Origin of the sequence: Paraburkholderia sp. FT54, from assembly GCF_031585635.1 — a bacterium.
In the GTDB taxonomy this organism is placed as follows: Bacteria; Pseudomonadota; Gammaproteobacteria; order Burkholderiales; family Burkholderiaceae; genus Paraburkholderia.
Window position 1 is genome coordinate 2,304,427 of the sequence record NZ_CP134196.1, and the last position, 18,542, is coordinate 2,322,968.

The following is an 18,542-nucleotide window of genomic DNA, read 5'->3' on the forward strand; positions in this document are numbered from 1 at the left end:
TGGACGGCTTGCAGGATCAGCCGCCCTCTTTGGTCGCGCCGGGCGTGGCCGGCTTTTGCGCCGATGTGCTCTGCTGCGGGTTGGCGACCTGGACCGTGGCCGTCTGCGCGAAAAACTGTGCCTTGACGACCGGGATCGCGTGCTCGCCCAGCACCATCCCGAGCAGGCCGGCGAGCGCGATCAGCGGCGGCGCGGGCGACTGCACCTTGAGCAGCCAGTAGAGAAGTCCAACGCCGAAGCCGACGCCCAATGAAATGATGTAGCCCATTCTGATTTCCTTTCAATGCTCACTTGCGGCGAACCGCGTCCTTAATTCGCCCAGTCCGAACCCAGCACCAGCCCGCAGAAATTCAGCCGGCGATAGTTCGGGTCCCACCGGTCCAGCACGTCGGCATTCACGGTGCCGAAGGTCGTCTCGGGACGATGCTCCATGCCGCGCGCGTAGGCTTCGATGATCTTCTTCTTGAAGCCGGTTTCGCGCGGGCAGGCCTGCACGATCTCGTCGCGCTGTTGCGCGGTGAATTCGTCGTAGCGGGCACCGCGAAGATCCATCTGCACGCCGGCGCTCACCAGCGCGACGAGCGGCGACAAATGTTCAGGAATGCCCGGCGTGGTGTGCAACGCGATCGCCGCCCAGACCTCGTCGATCGCGCCAGCGGCGGCGCCGTACCGCAGCATGAAATCGCGCGCCGCATTCGCGCTGTCCACTTCGTAGCGATACGGGGAACGCTGATGTTGCATAGTCAAACCGATGTTGTGAAACATCGCGCACACGTACAGCAGCTCCGCGTCGAAGGTCAACTTGTCGCGCAAGCCGGTCAGCGCGCCGAACAGAAAGGCCCTGAGCGCGTGATGAAACATCAGGCCGGACTCCGTGGCCCGGATCTGAGCGGTTGCCGCCCGCGCCAACGGACTGTCGGGAATGTCGACTCCCGCAATGGTCTTCTTCATGTCATCTTCTTCCTATCCGACATCCGCTTGCGGGCGCGCATCGCCGACCGACTGTTCAGGGTCGACATGAAGGTTTTCGCATGCCTCGTGGCACGAAGCCGTGGATGTCAGAATGCGAAACAGCTACAGCCCAGCGCGCCCCAGAAGCCGTTCGAATCGCTGACCGGCACGTTCCTGCGCCATGCCCAGCCGTGCGCGTGAGCATGCACGCCGCACAGATTGACGCAGCCGTCCACGCAGGCCACCGCGGTCGGCTTGTAACGGCTGTAGCCGCCGAATTCCGCAACCGGCGACCACGACGGGCTCACGGGCAAGTCGGGCGGTGCGAGCGGCGCGAACTCGTCGTCCGCGTAGATGACCTTGCCGCCCACCACCGTCAGCACCGATTCGAGGAACCTGATGCGGCTTTCGTCGACGGTGAAGTAGTCTTCGCTGAGCACCGCGAAGTCCGCGAACTGACCGGGCAGCAGCGCGCCTTTGCGATCTTCTTCATTCGAGAACCACGCGCTGCCCACCGTATAGCGGCGCAATGCCTCCATCCGGTCCAGCCTGTTCTCGCTCGAATACATCGACGTGCCACCCACCGTCTTGCCCGACACCATCCAGTACAGCGAGACGAACGGATTGAAACTCGCGACGCGCGTCGCATCCGTGCCCGCGCCGACCGGCAGGCCGGCATCGAGCATGTGGCGGATCGGCGGCGTACGCTTGACCGCCTCTTCGCCGTATTGATGAATGAAGTACTCGCCCTGATACGCCATGCGATGCTGGATCGCAATGCCGCCGCCGAGCGCGCGCACGCGCTCGATATTTTTCTGCGTGATGGTCTCGCAGTGATCGAAGAACCAGCGCAACCCGTTGAACGGAATCTCGGCGTTCACGCGTTCGAACACGTTCAGGAAGCGTTCGATCGATTCGTTGTAGGTCGCATGCAGACGGAACGGCCAGCGGTTCGCCACCAGCAGCTTGACGACCGCTTCGAGTTCGTTCTCCAGCGCGTCGGGTAGATCGGGGCGCGGTTCCAGAAAGTCTTCGAAGTCCGCCGCGGAAAACACCAGCATTTCGCCGGCGCCGTTCACCCGCAGGAAGTCGTCGCCTTCGCCGGGCTTCGTCATCTTCACCCACCTGGCGAAGTCTTCGATTTCCTTTTTGGCGTTCTGCGTGAACAGGTTGTAGGCGATCCGCACGGTCAGCTCGCCGTGCTTCGCCATGTCCATGATGACGGCGTAGTCGTCGGGATAGGCCTGATAGCCGCCGCCTGCGTCGATGGCGCTCGTCACGCCGAGGCGGTTCAGTTCGCGCATGAAATGGCGCGTTGAATTACGCTGATCCTCGGGCGCGAGCTTCGGACCTTTCGCGAGCGTCGCGTACAGAAGCCCAGCGTTCGGCCGCGCGATCAGCATGCCCGTCGGGTTGCCGCGCTTGTCGCGCTGGATCTCGCCGCCGGGAGGATTGGGCGTGTCTTTCGTATAGCCGACCGCGCGCAATGCCGCTGCATTCAGAAGCGCGCTGTCGTACAGATGCAGGATGAACACCGGCGTATCCGGCGCAATCGCATTGATTTCTTCGAGCGTCGGTCCGCGCCGCTCGGCAAACTGGAATTCATTCCAGCCGCCCACCACGCGCACCCATTGAGGCGCCGGCGTGCGGGCCACCTGCTTGCGCAACATGTCGAGCGCATCCGCGAGCGACGGCACGCCGTCCCAGCGCAACTCCATATTGAAGTTCAGCCCGCCGCGAATGATGTGCAGGTGCGAGTCGTTCAGGCCCGGAATGACGGTGCGGCCTTGCAGATCGACGTGCCGCGTGGCGTCGTTGGCATGCCGCATCACGGCGTCGCGCGAGCCCGCGGCGACGATGCGGCCGTGCGCGACGGCGAGCGCATCGGCGAAGGAGCGCTTGTCGTCCTGCGTGGCGATCTTGCCGTTGAAGAAGACAATCTCGGCCGGCGTCGGCGCGGAAGGTGTGGAAGTCATGACGATCCTCATGGGAAAGCGCTCCGGTTTGCACGCGCGGAGCTATTTCCGGGCAAGCCCGGAAATCGGAAAACAGGGAAGCCTGAAAGCGCACGGTCGGCGCGCGCCTTCCATCGAGCATTCGATCAGGTGTTGCGGCCGGCGCGAAGGTATGGGGGATGCCGGCGCCCTGTCGCCGAACGGCGCGGCATCCATCCATACGGTTTGGCCGGCGTCATGTCATGCTGGTCGTGGCGGATCAGCCCGCTTCGCTCGCGTGCTCGCCGAGAATCGACTTGGCGTAACGCACGCCGATACCGTAAGCGCTGTGCGCCTTCAGGATGTCCATGCAGCCTTCGTACGTTTCGCTGCGTCCCCAGTCGCGTTGCAGTTCGAACATGTACTGGAACGAGGTCATGGGCACCGCGCCGGCCTGGATGATGCGTTGCACCGCGCGTTCGTGCGCTTCGGTGGTGATGTCGCCGCAGGCGTCGGTCGGCACGTAGATTTCGTAGCCTTCGTTGATCATCTGGATGGTCGGGAACGACACGCACACTTCCGTCCACAGCCCGGCGATCACGATCTTCTTACGGCCGGTTGCCTCGATGGCCTTGCGGAAATTCACGTCTTCCCACGAGTTCATCGACGTGCGGTCGATCGGCGTGTACTCGGGAAAGACCGATTGCACTTCCGGCACCATGTCGCCGCTGAACGATTTAGCGGCCACCGTGGTCAGGATCGTCGGCACCTTGAAGAGCTTCGAGGCCTTCGCGATCGCCTGGACGTTGTGCAGGATGGTGGTGCGCTCATGCGACATCGTTCCAAAGAACATCTGCGGCTGATAGTCGATCAGGGCAACCGCACATGAATCAGGGGTCAAGAGTTCTTTAGGCATTACGGGCTCCGTATTGAATGGACAAAGCAGTCTGAGAGACGTGCCGTGCTCGCTCGGGCAGCGAGTGAAACTGAACCCGAGTCTATCGACGGCGCTTTGCGGAGTCCTTGTCGAAGTCCTTAATCGTTATTAAAAAATTAACCAATGAAGGCTTGAATCGCGGCGCGCGGCGAACGCGTCCCTTCAGAATTTTTTATATTTTTTTCGCGGGACTTTTTTTGTGCGGCATTTCTGCCCTTCGTCTGCCAGATTGCGCTTGCCTTGATGTTGCAGCCGGAATCCCGCAATGCGCGAGCGCTTCGTGCATTGCATCGTTCCATGCGGAATTCAGATAGCCCCCTGAGCAGCAGCGCGCGCCGCATGAACACTTGAGCGAACGCGACGCGTAAGCGGCGACGAGCAACGCACGGGGCAATGGCGCGAGGCGTTCGATTCGATCTGCGACGCATGCGGGCGGCCTATCCGTTCCCGTCAGTGTCGATACGGACGCCACGCCTTGGTGGAGTATGCCTAACGATGACATACCGCCGCGCTCGATGGCGTGGTGCAGCGCCTCGCGCAAGCCGGCGGCAGGGTTCTCGTGTATAGCTCGCGCATGGCAAGGCCTCGTGGCCCGTCTGGAGCGGCCATGAAAATAAAACCCCGCCTCGCGGGGCACCGTCAGATGTTCAGTGAACGATTCGAGTGCACGCCGATATGCGGCGTGCATGGATCGCGCCCCTTTTTAGGAATTGCCCGATTTTCGCTCGCAGGGGCTTCCACCGATGCTTCGGGCTGGCACGGCAAAAGCCGCCGCGCTAGCGCCGGTCGCCTCACCGGACGGCCGTTTTCGTCTATTTCTCGGAGTTGTGGAAATGTCGGATCAGGAACGTAAGGGAACGCTCTATCGCTTCGCAACCGTTGGCACGCGCACCGGGCGCGGCGGGCGTGTATCTACCGGCCAGGCCGGTAAGCTGGCTGGCCTTCCTCTCGCGTGTGTCGGCGATGTCGTGACGTACCGCGACGGCGTGGAAGCAGTGATTATGGACGGCGCAGGGTGCGCAGCGACGTACGAAGGTGCCCCCTTCGCGCTTGTTGGCAGCAGCCTGAGCAACGGCGACCGCATCATCGAAACACTTTGTGCCGAATTGAACGCGGGCATTTTCCTTGAAGATGGTCAACAGATCTTTGTCCCCGTGAATGAACACGGCAACGTGATTCAACTCCAGTAGCGTGAGCAAGCATGCGTATCCCTATTGTGCGTCATGGCGACGAAACAACTACGCGCGGAAAGGTCCTCGCATTTACTGCGACCATTCACGACGATGGCCGGAAGATCGCGCTCCACGGCGACCAGGCAACGTGCGGAAACTGCAAGGGCTTATGGAAGATCATCGGCACTGGCGAAGGCGCCGGAGAAAATGGACGCGCAGCCGTTATCAACGGCGATCATGTTCTATGTCCTTGCGGTAAGAATCGCGTTTTCGCAGGCGCGGACGCAGGAATGTTCTTGCACATCGACACCGGCACTGCGAGCGCCGCGCCACACAAAGCCGCACCGGTAGAGCAGTACGACGAGCAATTTACTCTGCTCGATGATGCACGCCGGCCGCTCGCGCATGTGCGTTACCGGATCGTTGTTGACGGCAAACGAATGATAACGGGGACCACAAGCGCGAACGGGCAGACCGAGCGCGTGGCCACACATGGAGCATCGAGCCTACAACTTCAATTAGAGAATTGAGAATGCCAGATGATACCGAATGGGTAACGGTTCACGATACAGCAGTAACAAACACCAATCCAGATTCAATGGGTTCACGTCTCAATCAATACAACGCCAATTTGCCAAAATATGACTAATCAAGAATTTAGGAAAGTCATCATCAGGGTAAGAGATGCAGCAGTTACGCTAGTGAAAGAGCGTATAGCAGCGCTCGCGAAATGGGACGCTCAGGAAAGAGCGCGAGCCGCATGGTATTTTGGCCGGGCTGACGAAGAAATTAGAAGCGCGCTGGCGACTGGTCTACCTCGACTGCTATCCGCCGTCCAGGAGCTTGTGCCCGAGAAGATTATTCGATGGGATGCCACCTTGAACAAGAATCTTACATGTGCCGTCGTACCCGACAGCGGCCAGAATCGTGCTGGCGTGTGCAAGCCGGATTCACAAAATAGAGTTATCGCGATCTATAGTGCATTTTGCACGGATTCTAACGGTGAGCTGTGGCATAGTGCAAAGGTGAAAACCTTGATTCACGAATGCACACATTACACCGATACCTTTAACTCCGACGATATTATGTACGGCAATACGGAAAGCGGGATGTAAGCATTCGCCATAGGCAACTCAGACAAGGCCATACGGAACGCCGATAGCATTGCGGGGTATATTGCAACCTTTGATAGGGAAGTTGCAAGATGAAAAAGCAATTCCTTGCATTCCTGCTTTTCGTCACCGCAGCGTCTGCACCTTGGCTTTCGGCGGCAGCCCTCGCGTGTACAATCAATGAATCAGTGGAAACACGATTGCCATTTAACGCTATCGATCTATCGAATGCGGATCGATTGTCGATCTTCAGTACGGTGCTCGAAGCACGCAAGTGGCCTGACGTTGACATCCAGGCTGTAATCATTGCGGGTGCATATGCCGGGGAAAAGAATGGCGAAAAATTGAAAAATGAGCGCGGCGCACTTGTTAAAGCATATCTTATCCAGTTAGGTATCAAGCCACAGAATATCCTGATTGAACCCAAGACGCTGACTGACGAAATGGTAAAGAACGAAGACGGCACGTTAAACCTGCATCAGATCGCAATCGAACTAGTCCCTTTGTGCAAAGATGGTTGCGAACGGCTTTGCAACGATCCGCGCGTGACGCCAACAAGCAAGACAATCAAGTAAGCTTAATCTCCTTTAGGCATAGCCTCGCTTCGGCGGGGCTTTTTGCATTGACGGAGGAAAATTAGATAAATTTGCCTCAGTCACGCCACGCTGTCTGTATGCACTGCGCTCGTCAATCCAAGTGTGAGCGCTTGCAGCTTAAGCCTCGCGGAGTATTCGCCGATCGAATTCAATCGCGTTTCGCTTTCGGGCAATGTTGTTGCAAAGTCGCAAACACTTCATGCAAGGCCGCACTAAACGAAAGCTCGGCATGGGCTGTGTTCGCGCCTCACCTTTCCAACTCAGCAAACAACCAGTCCTGAAAGCTGCGCAGCTTCGGCAAATCAGCACGCGACTTCAACAGATTCAGCGTATAGCCATTCACGCTGAGTCCATCCACGCCGAACGGCGCGACGAGCCGCCCGGTTTCCAGTTCGCGTTGCGCGAGCAGCAGGCTCTCCAGACACACGCCCAGGCCGTCGACCGCGGCGCTCAACGCCATGAACGAGCGGTCGAAACGCGGGCCACGTCCAATATCGATCCGTGTCTTGCGATGCAAACGCATCCAGTCCCGCCAGCCGACCAGACAACCCTCGCTGTGAATCAGCGGATGGTGCTGCAAGTCCGCGACGCTGCGCAGCGGATAGTCGCCGGACATGAGCGCCGGCGCGCACAACGGCACGATCGTCTCCGGCGGCAACTCCAGCACCAGCGTGCCCGCCGGTTGCAGCTTGCGCGGACCGTAGCGGATGTCGATATCGACCGCTTCCGAAATCAGGTCCGCCGCTTCCGATGACGCATTCAAACGCACGTCGATATCGGTATGCGCCGCGCTGAAGCGCGCGATGCGCGGCATCAGCCATTGGGTCGCAAAACTCGGCGTGCAGTGAATGGTGAGGATGTCGCTCTTCGCCACCCGCCCGATCTCTCGCGTGGCCGCGTCGATGTGCGCGAACGCCGAAGTGATTTCCTCTGCGTATTGCCGCCCCGAGTCCGTCAACAGCACCGTGCGATGCAGCCGATGGAACAGACGAATGCTCAATTGCTCTTCGAGCAGCTTGATTTGATGGCTGATTGCCGAGGGCGTGACGAACAGTTCGTCTGCTGCAAGCGCGAACGACGAGAGCCGGGCGGCCGCTTCGAAGGCTTGTATCGACTTGAGCGTGACGCGATTGTGCATGGCAGCATCCACGTGAATTCAATTCATCTATCGACCCATCTTAATTCGTTTGAGCGCTGGTTGGCGTGCGATTACGCTTGTCATCACTGGCTGCGGCGTCGATGCGGCCGAGACAAAAGACCCAAAAGACTTTGGAGACAACAGTGAACATCAGCGAAACCGCGCCATATCCCGAACTCGCGGAGCACGCCTACCAGATCCGCCGCAACGCGCTGCGCATGGGTGAAGTGCAAGGGCAAGGCTATATCGGCCAGGCGCTCGACATTGCCGACGTGCTGGCGGTCGCTTACTTCCGCGCCATGCGTTATCGCGCCGACGATCCCGACTGGGAAGGCCGCGACCGCTTCCTGCTCTCCAACGGCCACTACGCGATCGCCTTGTACGCGGCGCTGATCGAAGCCGGCATCATCGCCGACGAAGAACTGGAGACCTACGGCAGCGACGACAGCCGCCTGCCGATGTCCGGGATGGCGAGCTACACGCCCGGCATGGAGATGTCCGGCGGCTCGCTCGGCCAGGGGCTGACGATCGCCGTGGGCCGCTGCCTCGGTCTGAAGCGCAAGGGTTCGGACGCCACCGTCTACACGCTGTTCTCGGACGGCGAACTCGACGAAGGCGCGGTCTGGGAAGGACTGATGTCCGCCGCGCACTGGAAGCTCGACAACCTGATCGCGATGATCGACGTCAACAACCAGCAAGCCGACGGGCCGTCTTCCGCGGTCATGGCGTTCGAGCCGCTGGTCGACAAGCTGCTGGCGTTCGGCTGGTTCGTGCAGCGCGTGGACGGTAACGATCTCGCGGCGGTGGTCGCCGCGTTCGATGCGGCGCGCGCGCATCCTGAAGCGCAGCCGCGGATCATCGTCTGCGATACGCGCATGGGCTGCGGCGTGCCGTTTCTCGAAGCACGCGAGAAGAACCACTTTATCCGCGTCGATGCGCACGAGTGGCAACTCGCGCTGCAGGCGCTCGAAGCCGGGAGAACCGTATGAGCGCCGCCGCACCGAAACCGCGTCTGAAGACTTCGGCGATGATCGCCTCGATCGCCGGCGAAGGCCAGATCACCCGCTCCGCTCCGTTCGGCCACGCGCTGGTGGAGCTGGCGCGCAACCGGCCCGAGGTGGTCGGCATGACCGCCGACCTCGGCAAATACACCGACCTGCATCTGTTCGCGAAGGAATACCCCGAGCGCTTCTATCAGATGGGCATGGCCGAGCAGCTGCTGATGGGCGCCGCCGCCGGCATGGCGCACGAAGGCGCGCAGCCGTTCGTCACCACTTACGCGGTGTTCGCCGCGCGCCGCGCCTACGACTTCATCCACCAGGCAATCGCCGAGGACAACCTCGACGTCAAGCTGGTGTGCGCGCTGCCCGGCCTCACGACCGGCTACGGCCCGAGTCACCAGGCGGCCGAAGACCTCGCCCTGTTCCGCGCGATGCCGAACCTCACGGTGATCGACCCGTGCGACGCGCTCGAAATCGAACAGATGGTGCCGGCGATTGCCGACCATCGCGGCCCGGTGTACGCGCGGCTGCTGCGCGGCAACGTGCCGGTCGTGCTCGACGAATACGACTATCAGTTCGAACTCGGCAAGGCGAAGCTGCTGCGCGACGGCACCGAAGTGCTGATCATCTCGTCCGGGATCATGACGATGCGCGCGCTCGAAACGGCCAAGGCGCTCGCCGCCGACCGCATCGACGTGGGCGTGCTGCATGTGCCGACCATCAAGCCGCTCGACGCCGTGACGCTGTTGCGCGAAGCGCGCCGGCCGGGGCGCCTCGTGATCGTAGCGGAGAACCATACGGTGATAGGCGGGCTCGGCGAGGCGGTGGCCGCCGTGCTGCTGACCAACGGCGTCACGCCGCCCTTCCGTCAGATCGGCCTGCCCGACGCCTTTCTCGATGCCGGCGCGCTGCCGACGCTGCACGACCGCTACGGCATTTCCACCGAGGCGATGTGCGGCACCATCAAAGGCTGGCTGCGCTAGGCGTCGATCTGATTGGCGAAAACAAGCGTAGTCACCAATAGCAAAGCAAGCAGCAAACCATAAGCATCACATTCAGGAGATCCGCATCATGTCAGAGTCACGTCTTCTCGACGGCAAGGTCGCCGTCATTTCCGGCGGCGCATCGCCGCGCGGCATCGGCATGGCGACCGCACGCAAATTCGCCGCTCATGGCGCGCGCATCGCCATTTTCGATCTCGACGAAAAGGCCGCCATAGAAGCCGCCGCGTCGATCGGGCCGGAGCATCGCGGCTATGTGTGCAACGTCACCGACCGCGCTGCCTGTCAGGCCGCTGTCGAACGCACCGTCGCCGATTTCGGTTCGATCGATATCCTGATCAACAACGCCGGCATTACTCAAGCGGCCAAATTCCTCGACATCGACCCGCAAAGCTGGGACCGCATTCTCGACGTCAACCTGCGCGGCGTGCTGTATCTGTCGCAAGCGGTCGTGCCGCAAATGAAGAAACAGAAAAGCGGCTCGATCGGCTGCATGTCGTCGGTGTCGGCGCAGCGCGGCGGCGGCATTCTTGGCGGCCCGCATTATTCGGCGGCCAAGGCCGGCGTGCTCGGCCTCGCGAAAGCGATGGCGCGCGAACTCGGCAACGACGGCATTCGCGTGAACTGCGTGACGCCGGGCCTGATCCAGACCGACATCAACGCCGGCAAGATCAGCGACGACAAGCGCGTCGAGATTCTCGCGGGCATTCCGCTGAATCGCCTGGGCGTACCCGACGATGTGGCCGGCGCGTTCCTGTTCCTCGCGTCGGAGCTGTCCTCGTATATCACCGGCGCGGTGATCGACGTGAACGGCGGCATGCTGATTCACGGTTGATCCGTTCCGGCCTGGACGGGGGCCGCATGGCGGGAGGCCAGCGGCGGCGATGGAGGCCACAGTAGTAGAGAGTAAACGGACGCGGCGCGCGACACGTGCAGCCGCCGCGCTCGAGATCGCAGAATAAACATAACGACACGCCATATTGGAGGAAGACACCATGACTAACCGTTCAAACGCCCCGCAGGGCATCAGCCGCCGCACCTTTCTGAAAGCCGGTGCGACCTTGTCCGCAGCCGTGCCGTTATGGAGCGTCTCGCGGCGCGCCATGGCGGCGCCCGAGTTTTCGTACAAGCTCGCCACCGGCCAGGACCCGACTCATCCGGTCAATATCCGCGCCCAGGAGGCGATCAATCACATTCGCGAAGCGACCAAAGGCCGCCTCGACATCAAGCTGTTTCCGCAGAACCAGCTCGGCTCCGATACCGATCTGCTCTCGCAGGTGCGCAACGGCGGCGTGGAGTTCTTCAACCAGGCCTCGTCGATCCTCGCGACGCTCGCGCCCGCCGCGGGCATCGTCAACACCGGCTTCGCGTTCAAGGACTACGACGCGGTGTGGAAAGCCATGGACGGCGACCTCGGCAATTACATTCGCGCGCAGATCGGCAAGTCCGGCATCGTGTCGGTCAGCAAGGTGTGGGACAACGGCTTCCGCCAGATCAGTTCGTCCACGCGCGCGCTGCGTGCGCCGGCCGACCTGAAAGGCTTCAAGATCCGCGTGCCGCAAGCACCGATGCTGACCTCGCTGTTCAAGGCGCTCGACGCGGGCCCTGCGCCGATCAACTTCAACGAACTGTATTCGGCCTTGCAAACGGGCGTGGTGGAAGGCCAGGAGAATCCGCTGCCGATCATCGCCACCGCCAAGCTCTACGAAGTGCAGAAGTACATCAGCCTCACCTCGCATGTGTGGGACGGTTACTGGATTCTCGGCAACCGCGCCGCGTGGGAACGGCTGCCGGCGGATATCCGCGCCATCGTCACACGCGAATTCGAAAAGGCCGCGATGCTGCAACGCGCGGACATCGCGAAACTGAGCAGTTCCCTGCGCGACGATCTGAAAACCAAGGGCATCACCTTCATCGACGTGGACCGCGAGGCGTTCCGCGGCGCGCTGGCCAAGACGAGCTTCTACCACGACTGGAAGAGCAAATACGGCGACGAAGCCTGGGGTCTGCTGGAGAAGTCCGTCGGAAAACTGGGGTAATGCGATGATCTCGATCTCTTATTCGCACGAGCGGCAGCACCGCTTCGCCTGTGCGCTCGACTCCGCGCTCGGGCATCTGGTGGAGATTCCCGCTGCCTTGCTGGTGCTGGCGGAAATCGTCGTGCTGCTGGCCGGCGTGACGAGCCGCTATATCCTGCACGCGCCGCTCGTCTGGTCCGACGAACTGGCCTCCATGTTGTTCCTCTGGCTCGCCATGCTCGGCGCCGTGATTGCCTTGCGGCGCGGCGAGCATATGCGGATGACGGCGCTGGTCGGCATGGCGCCGCCAGGTGTGCGCGCGTTTCTCGACGTGGTGGCGATCGCCGCGCCGATCGCATTTCTTGCGATGGTGATCGGCCCGGCAATCAGCTTCGCGCAGGACGAGTCGTTCATCACCACGCCCGCGCTCGAACTGTCGAATTCGTGGCGCGCCGCCGCGTTGCCGATCGGCTCGGCGCTGATGCTGCTGGTCGCCGTGGTGCGGCTCGCGCGCATGGGCAACTGGCGCCTCGTGCTAGGCGCGCTCGCGACGGTCGGCGCGCTGGTCGGCATCTTCATCGCCCTGGGGCCGATCTTGCGCGACCTCGGCAACGTGAACCTGCTGATTTTCTTCGTCGGCCTCGTGGCGCTCGGCGTGCTGAGCGGCGTGCCCATCGCGTTTTCGTTCGGACTCGCCACCTTCGGCTACCTCGCGCTGACCACGAATACACCGATGCCGGTGGTGGTCGGCCGGATGGACGAAGGCATGTCGCATCTGATCCTGCTCTCCGTGCCGCTCTTCGTGTTCCTCGGCCAGCTGATCGAGATGACCGGCATGGCCGCGGCGATGATCGCGTTTCTCGCGAGCCTGCTCGGTCACGTGCGCGGCGGTCTCTCGTACGTGCTGGTCGGCGCGATGTATCTGGTGTCCGGCATCTCGGGATCGAAAGCCGCCGACATGGCGGCAGTCGCGCCAGTGTTGTTTCCGGAGATGAAAGCGCGCGGCGCGAAACCCGGTGACCTGGTCGCGCTGCTCGCCGCGACCGGCGCGCAGACCGAGACGATTCCACCTAGCCTCGTGCTGATCACGCTCGGCTCGGTGACCGGCGTGTCGATCTCGGCGCTCTTCACGGGTGGCATGCTGCCGGGCATCGTGCTGGCGATCACGCTGTGCATCGTCGTGCAGTGGCGCTATCGTCGCGAAGACATGTCGGGCGTCAAGCGTGCGACCCGCGGCGAGATTCTGCGCAAGCTGGTGATCGCGTTTCCCGCTATCGCGCTGCCGTTCGTGATTCGCGCGGCGGTGGTCGAAGGCATCGCGACGGCGACCGAAGTCTCCACCATCGGCATTGCGTATGCGGTGCTGGCCGGCTTGCTGATCTATCGCCGCTTCGAGTGGCAACGGCTCAAGCCGATGCTGATCGATACGGCCACGCTGTCCGGCGCGATCCTGCTGATCATCGGCGCGGCTACCGCAATGGCGTGGGCATTGACGCAATCCGGCTTCTCAGGACAGCTCGCGCAGGCATTGGGCGGCTTGCCGGGCGGCGCGGCGATGTTCATGGCGGCGTCGATCTGCATGTTCGTGATTCTCGGCAGCGTCCTCGAAGGCATTCCCGCCATCGTGCTGTTCGGCCCGCTGATGTTTCCGATCGCGCGGGCCATGCATATCCACGACGTGCATTATGCGATGGTCGTGATCCTCTCGATGGGCGTGGGCCTGTTCGCGCCGCCGTTCGGCGTGGGCTACTACTCCGCTTGCGCGGTGAGCCGCATCCATCCGGACGAAGGCATGAAGCCGATTCTCGGCTACATCGCCGCGTTGATGGTCGGGCTGATCGTCGTGGCTGCGGTGCCGTGGATTTCGACGGGCTTTCTGCATTGAGTCTGTGACGCGCGAGGCATGAGCCCTCATGTCTCGCGCGATGTTCTTCCGCCCGCTTCGGGCCCGTTCATTCGATTTGTCTGTTGCCGCCGCCGCGCATGATGCAGCGGCGTAGAGGAGCCTTTTGCCATGTCCACCACAGAAGCCGCGTCTGCTGCACCGAACGCTTCGTCCGCTTCGATCACGCCGTTGCCGCGAGTTACGCTGGCCTCCGCGCAAACCGGCGCGCAAGCGGCGCCCTTGCCCGATGCGATCCGCTTCCTCTCCATCGACGCGATTCTGCGCGCCGGCGAAGGCCACCAGGGCGTGCCGCTCGGCATGGCCGAAATCGCCACCGCGTTGTTCACCCGTCACCTGAAATTCAATCCCGCCGATCCGACCTGGCCCGATCGCGACCGCTTCGTGCTGTCGAACGGCCACGGTTCGCTGCTGCTGTATGCACTGCTGTATCTCACCGGCTATGACGCGATCGGACTCGAACAGATCAAGACCTTCCGCGAACTCGGCTCACATTGCGCGGGCCATCCCGAGTACGAACCGGCACACGGTATCGAGGCCACCACCGGCCCGCTCGGCCAGGGCATCGCCAACGCGTTCGGCATGGCCATCGCCGAAGCGTATCTCGCGGCGAAATTCGGCGGCGAACTCGTCGACCACTATACGTATGCATTCGTCGGCGACGGTTGTCTGCAGGAAGGCATCGGCCAGGAGATGATTTCGCTCGCCGGGCATCTGCAACTGGGCAAGCTGATCCTCTGCTGGGACGATAACCAGATCACCGACGACGGCAGCACTTCTCTGTCGATCAGCGAAGACGTCTGCGCGCGCTTTCGCGTCGGCGGCTGGCATGTGGTCGAAGTGGACGGGCACGATCTCGAAGCGGTGTCGGCGGCGCTGACGATCGCCCGCATGGATCCGCGCCCTTCGATGATCGCGTGCAAGACCGTGATCGGCCGCGGCATTGCGCGTCTGCAAGGACAGCGCGGCGGCCATAGCGGCAAGCTGTTCCAGGCGGATGCCGACGCGGCGCGCGACGCACTCGGCTGGCCGCACGCGCCGTTCGAGATACCCGCGGAGATTCTCGGCGCATGGCGCGCGGCCGGACGGCGTAGCGAGCCGCAGTATTACGCATGGCACGAACGTCTCGCCGCGTTGCCCGCCGCGCAACGCGACGAGTTCGAGCGGGTCCAGGCCGGCCATCTTCCGCAAGGCTGGCGCGACGTGCTCGACGACTACCGCAAGCGCGCCATGGAACGCGGCGAACCGCAGCCCGGCATCACTGTATCCGGCGAGATCAGCGATTTGCTCGCACCTGCACTGCAAGAGCGCATGGTCGGTTGCGCGGATCTCGAAGCGCCCACCGGCCACAAGCGCCAGTTGCATGCTTTTACTGCTGAGGATCGCAGCGGCGCCTACGTTCACTGCGGCGTGCGCGAACATCTGATGGGCGCGATGGCCAACGGCATGGCCGCGCACGGCGGCGTGATCGCGACCAGCGTCACCTATCTGGCGTTCTCCGACTATCAGCGTCCGGCCATGCGCATGGCGGCGCTGATGGGCCTGCCGGTGCACTTCGTGTTCAGCCACGATTCAATCGGCGTCGGCAAAAATGGACCGACGCATCAACCCGTCGAAATTCTCGCCTCGCTGCGCGCGATGCCGAACATGCGCGTACTGCGTCCCGCCGATGCCGTCGAAGCCGCCGAGTGCTGGGCGCTCGCGCTCGAACATCGGCGCGGTCCGAGCACACTGGTGTTCGCGCGCCAGGCTTTACCGTTGGTGCGCCCGGAACATAGCGCCGAATCGCTCTCGCAACGCGGCGCTTATGTGCTGGCCGAAGCCGAGGGCAGAGCGCGCGCCGTGACGCTGCTCGCAACCGGTTCCGAAGTCGCGTTGGCCTTGCAGGCGCGCCGCCAGTTGCAGGACGAAGGCATCGCGACGGCGGTAGTGTCCATGCCGTGCTGGGAAATCTTCGACGAACAGGACGACGCCTATCGCGCGGCAGTGCTCGGCTCGGGCACCGTGCGGGTTGGCGTGGAAGCGGCGTTGCGTTTCGGCTGGGACCGCTATCTCGGCGAACGCGGCGGTTTTGTCGGCATGACGGGCTTTGGCGCGTCCGCCTCGGCGGAGACGCTGTACGAGCACTTCGGCATCACCGCGCAGCATATCGTCGCTGAAGCGAAGCGGCATCTGTCAATCATTGGGACATGACCATGCATAAGATCGTTTTTCTGGACCGCACGACCCTCGCGCCGCAAATCGTATTGCGCGAGCCGCGCTTCGAGCATCAGCTGATCGAGCACGACCGCACTACGCCGGATCAGGTGATCAAGCGTCTGGCCGGTGCGTCGATTGCGATCACCAACAAGGTGGCGCTAACGGCCGAAGTGCTGGAGCAGTTGCCGGAGCTGAAGCTCGTCGCGGTGGCAGCGACCGGCACGGATTGCGTCGACAAGGCGGCAGCTCAGCGGCTCGGCATTGCGGTGAGCAACATTCGCGGCTATGCGATCAACACCGTGCCCGAGCATACGTTCGCGTTGATCCTCGCGCTGCGGCGCAATCTGGTCGCCTATCGCGACGACGTGCTCGCCGGCGAGTGGCAAAAATCCGGTCAATTCTGTTTCTTCACGCATGCGATTCACGATCTGGCCGGCGCGCGGCTCGGCATCATCGGCGAAGGGGTGTTGGGGCAGCGCGTGGCGGAACTCGGCAAAGCCTTCGGCATGCAACCCATGTTCGCCGCGCACAAGGGACGCGAAGGGCTCGGCCCGCTGTACACGCCATGGGACGAAGTGCTCGCGACCAGCGACATCATCACCGTGCACAGTCCGCTCACGCCGCAAACGCGCAACATGCTCGCCATGCCCGAATTCCGCGCGATGAAGCGCCGGCCGTTGATCATCAACACGGCGCGCGGCGGACTCGTGGATGAAGCCGCGCTCGTCCAGGCGCTCGACGAAGGGCTGATCAGCGGCGCGGGTTTCGACGTGACCGCGGGCGAGCCGCCCGCCGACGACAACCCGCTCTTGCGCGCCGCCGGCCGCCCGAATGTGATTCTGACGCCGCATGTGGCGTGGGCGTCGGACGAGGCGCAGCAGAGCCTGGCGAATCAGTTGATGGACAACATCGAAAACTTCGTCGACGGTGCGCCGATGAATCTGGTGAGTGGCGCATATTGAGGTGAATAGCCGCGCCGACTCATCGTCCGGCGCGGCTGCCTGCATCTGACGCGGCCTTAACTCTTGCGGAAAATCGGCGCGCCCCACGGCGCCCCGATCGTGCCGCCATCCACGACGATCTCCGCGGCCGTCATTCCCGACGCATCGCTGGAAGCAAGAAACAGCACCGCTGCCGCGACTTCTTCCGGCGTAGCGAGGCGCTCCATGGGAATGCGCGGTGCGAAGGCCTGTTCCGTTCCGTCGAGCGTCGCGCCTTCGCGCGCGCCACGTGTCCAGATCGGCGTGCGCGTGCCGCCGGGGATCACTGTATTCACGCGAATACCACGCTGCACCAGCTCCGTTGCGAAGACCTTCGCCATGCCCGTGATGCCGGCCTTGGTGGCGGAGTATGCCGACGAGCCGGGGGAACCGAGTTCGCGCATCACTGAGCCGTTCAATACGACTGCGCCACCCGCGCTCATCAACGGCAGCGCCGCTTGCACCGTCAGAAAGACCGCCGTCAGATTGGTGCGAAGAATCGCCTCGAACGCCGCGGCTGTCGTGCCGCCGAGCGGCGTCGGACCGGAGATGCCGGCGTTGGCGAACACGATATCGAGCGATCCGAATTTGCTCTTGATCTGTTCGAACAGCGCGCCGATTTCGGCTTCGTCGTCCAGATTGGCCCGCACGCCCAGCGCGTTTTCGCCGAGTTCGGACACGGCCTGATCCAGCTTCGCACCGTCGCGGCCGGTGATCACCACTCGCGCGCCTTCGGCAATCAGCAGTTTCGCCGTGACGAAACCAATGCCGCTATTCCCACCGGTAATCAACGCTGTTTTTCCCGTGAAACGCATCACCTCTCTCCTGGATTGCGCCGCCAACGTGCCGGAAATGACGGCCGTGCGACGCCTGCAACGGTTAAGCGGCCAGAAACGCCGCCGCGTGTGGACATCCGTGAAGGAGGTCCCCATCGAATAATCTGCATGTTGATCATCATGCACATTTTCAGTATTATGCTCGTCATGCAGATTGTCAAGAGGGTGACGGAAATGGGCTACTCGCAGGCGCAAAAAGCAGAAAGCCGTCAGCGTGTGCTGGAAACAGCGGCGCGGCAGATTCGCGAAGACGGCATCGAGGCGCTCGGGGTGGCGGACTGCATGCGGCGCGCCGGTCTCACACACGGCGCGTTTTACGGCCACTTCGAGTCGCGTGACGCGTTGATCGTCGAGGCGCTGGAATATGCCGTCGCGCAAAGCGAAAAACGTATCGCCGCCACCGTTGCGGCGGCGAATGCGAACGGGTCGGCGCAGAAAGAACCGTTGCGTGCGATCGCCGACATGTTCCTCAGCGAGAAACACCTCAAGAATCCAGGCAACGGCTGCGCGTTATGCGCGCTTGCCGGTGAGGCGCGGCACGCGGCGCCGGAGGTTCGCGACCGTCTGACGCAATACGTGCACAAGCTGGCGTCCCGCATCGCGGCGATGCTGGCGGGCGGTAGCGAAAGCCTGGCGCTCGGCATTGTCGCGACCATCGTCGGCGCGGTGACGCTGGCGCGTGCCGTCGACGACCCCAAACTTGCCAGATCGATTCTCGCCGGCTCGCTCGATCTGATCGTGGCGCAAGGCGGGGACGCTTAGCG

The 18,542-nt window shown here is 62.6% G+C and carries 18 protein-coding genes; 12 read left to right on the forward strand and 6 right to left on the reverse strand.

Annotated elements, in window-relative coordinates; translation table 11 throughout:
- Positions 1–16 precede the first annotated feature (16 nt).
- The 4 genes from RI103_RS29905 to RI103_RS29920 form a co-directional block, all read right to left on the reverse strand.
- Positions 17–268 (reverse strand): DUF1427 family protein, encoded by a 252-nt coding sequence (locus RI103_RS29905; RefSeq protein ID WP_310816241.1) that lies wholly within the window; start codon positions 266–268, stop codon positions 17–19.
- Positions 269–309: 41 nt separating this feature from the next.
- Complete coding sequence (locus tag RI103_RS29910; protein ID WP_310816243.1) at positions 310–951, reverse strand: HD domain-containing protein; 642 nt, start codon at positions 949–951, stop codon at positions 310–312.
- Between the two features lie 107 nt (positions 952–1,058).
- Positions 1,059–2,927: an amidohydrolase gene (locus RI103_RS29915; protein ID WP_310816244.1), complete on the reverse strand. Its 1,869-nt coding sequence runs from the start codon at positions 2,925–2,927 to the stop codon at positions 1,059–1,061.
- A gap of 238 nt (positions 2,928–3,165) precedes the next feature.
- Positions 3,166–3,801 (reverse strand): hydrolase, encoded by a 636-nt coding sequence (locus RI103_RS29920; protein WP_310816246.1) that lies wholly within the window; start codon positions 3,799–3,801, stop codon positions 3,166–3,168.
- An 854-nt stretch (positions 3,802–4,655) separates the two neighbouring features.
- Between RI103_RS29920 and RI103_RS29925 the strand changes: the two genes are divergently transcribed.
- The 4 genes from RI103_RS29925 to RI103_RS29940 all read left to right on the forward strand — a co-directional run bounded on the left by RI103_RS29925 (position 4,656) and on the right by RI103_RS29940 (position 6,681).
- A complete protein-coding gene (locus RI103_RS29925) occupies positions 4,656–5,012 on the forward strand; it encodes a PAAR domain-containing protein (RefSeq protein ID WP_310816248.1) in 357 nt (118 codons plus the stop codon).
- Between the two features lie 11 nt (positions 5,013–5,023).
- A complete protein-coding gene (locus RI103_RS29930; RefSeq protein ID WP_310816249.1) occupies positions 5,024–5,524 on the forward strand; it encodes a PAAR domain-containing protein in 501 nt (166 codons plus the stop codon).
- A gap of 111 nt (positions 5,525–5,635) precedes the next feature.
- Positions 5,636–6,109 (forward strand): hypothetical protein, encoded by a 474-nt coding sequence (locus RI103_RS29935; protein ID WP_310816250.1) that lies wholly within the window; start codon positions 5,636–5,638, stop codon positions 6,107–6,109.
- A gap of 89 nt (positions 6,110–6,198) precedes the next feature.
- Positions 6,199–6,681 (forward strand): hypothetical protein, encoded by a 483-nt coding sequence (locus tag RI103_RS29940; RefSeq protein WP_310816251.1) that lies wholly within the window; start codon positions 6,199–6,201, stop codon positions 6,679–6,681.
- Positions 6,682–6,949: 268 nt separating this feature from the next.
- Here the strand turns inward: RI103_RS29940 and gcvA are convergent, their stop codons facing one another.
- A complete protein-coding gene (gene gcvA / locus RI103_RS29945) occupies positions 6,950–7,840 on the reverse strand; it encodes a transcriptional regulator GcvA (protein ID WP_310816253.1) in 891 nt (296 codons plus the stop codon).
- A 143-nt stretch (positions 7,841–7,983) separates the two neighbouring features.
- Between gcvA and RI103_RS29950 the strand changes: the two genes are divergently transcribed.
- The 7 genes from RI103_RS29950 (at position 7,984) to RI103_RS29980 (ending at position 16,924) form a co-directional block, all read left to right on the forward strand.
- Positions 7,984–8,829, forward strand: a complete 846-nt coding sequence (locus RI103_RS29950; protein ID WP_409077002.1) for a transketolase — start codon at positions 7,984–7,986, stop codon at positions 8,827–8,829.
- Positions 8,826–9,824 carry a transketolase family protein gene (locus RI103_RS29955; protein WP_310816256.1) on the forward strand — a complete coding sequence of 333 codons (999 nt, stop codon included), beginning with the start codon at positions 8,826–8,828 and terminating at the stop codon, positions 9,822–9,824. The genes RI103_RS29950 and RI103_RS29955 overlap by 4 nt, the downstream gene beginning before the upstream one ends.
- A gap of 88 nt (positions 9,825–9,912) precedes the next feature.
- Positions 9,913–10,677 (forward strand): SDR family NAD(P)-dependent oxidoreductase, encoded by a 765-nt coding sequence (locus RI103_RS29960; protein ID WP_310816257.1) that lies wholly within the window; start codon positions 9,913–9,915, stop codon positions 10,675–10,677.
- 160 nt (positions 10,678–10,837) lie between these two features.
- A complete protein-coding gene (locus tag RI103_RS29965; RefSeq protein WP_310816259.1) occupies positions 10,838–11,881 on the forward strand; it encodes a DctP family TRAP transporter solute-binding subunit in 1,044 nt (347 codons plus the stop codon).
- Positions 11,882–11,885: 4 nt separating this feature from the next.
- Positions 11,886–13,745 (forward strand): TRAP transporter large permease subunit, encoded by a 1,860-nt coding sequence (locus tag RI103_RS29970; protein ID WP_310816260.1) that lies wholly within the window; start codon positions 11,886–11,888, stop codon positions 13,743–13,745.
- 129 nt (positions 13,746–13,874) lie between these two features.
- Positions 13,875–15,956, forward strand: coding sequence for a transketolase (gene tkt / locus RI103_RS29975; RefSeq protein ID WP_310816261.1), 2,082 nt, complete (start codon positions 13,875–13,877; stop codon positions 15,954–15,956).
- A gap of 2 nt (positions 15,957–15,958) precedes the next feature.
- A complete protein-coding gene (locus tag RI103_RS29980) occupies positions 15,959–16,924 on the forward strand; it encodes a D-2-hydroxyacid dehydrogenase (RefSeq protein ID WP_310816262.1) in 966 nt (321 codons plus the stop codon).
- A gap of 56 nt (positions 16,925–16,980) precedes the next feature.
- Here RI103_RS29980 and RI103_RS29985 read toward each other — a convergent pair whose 3' ends face one another.
- Complete coding sequence (locus tag RI103_RS29985; RefSeq protein ID WP_310816263.1) at positions 16,981–17,757, reverse strand: SDR family oxidoreductase; 777 nt, start codon at positions 17,755–17,757, stop codon at positions 16,981–16,983.
- Between the two features lie 129 nt (positions 17,758–17,886).
- Here RI103_RS29985 and RI103_RS29990 point away from each other — a divergent pair, with 129 nt between their 5' ends.
- Positions 17,887–18,540, forward strand: coding sequence for a TetR/AcrR family transcriptional regulator (locus tag RI103_RS29990; protein ID WP_310816264.1), 654 nt, complete (start codon positions 17,887–17,889; stop codon positions 18,538–18,540).
- Positions 18,541–18,542: the final 2 nt, after the last annotated feature.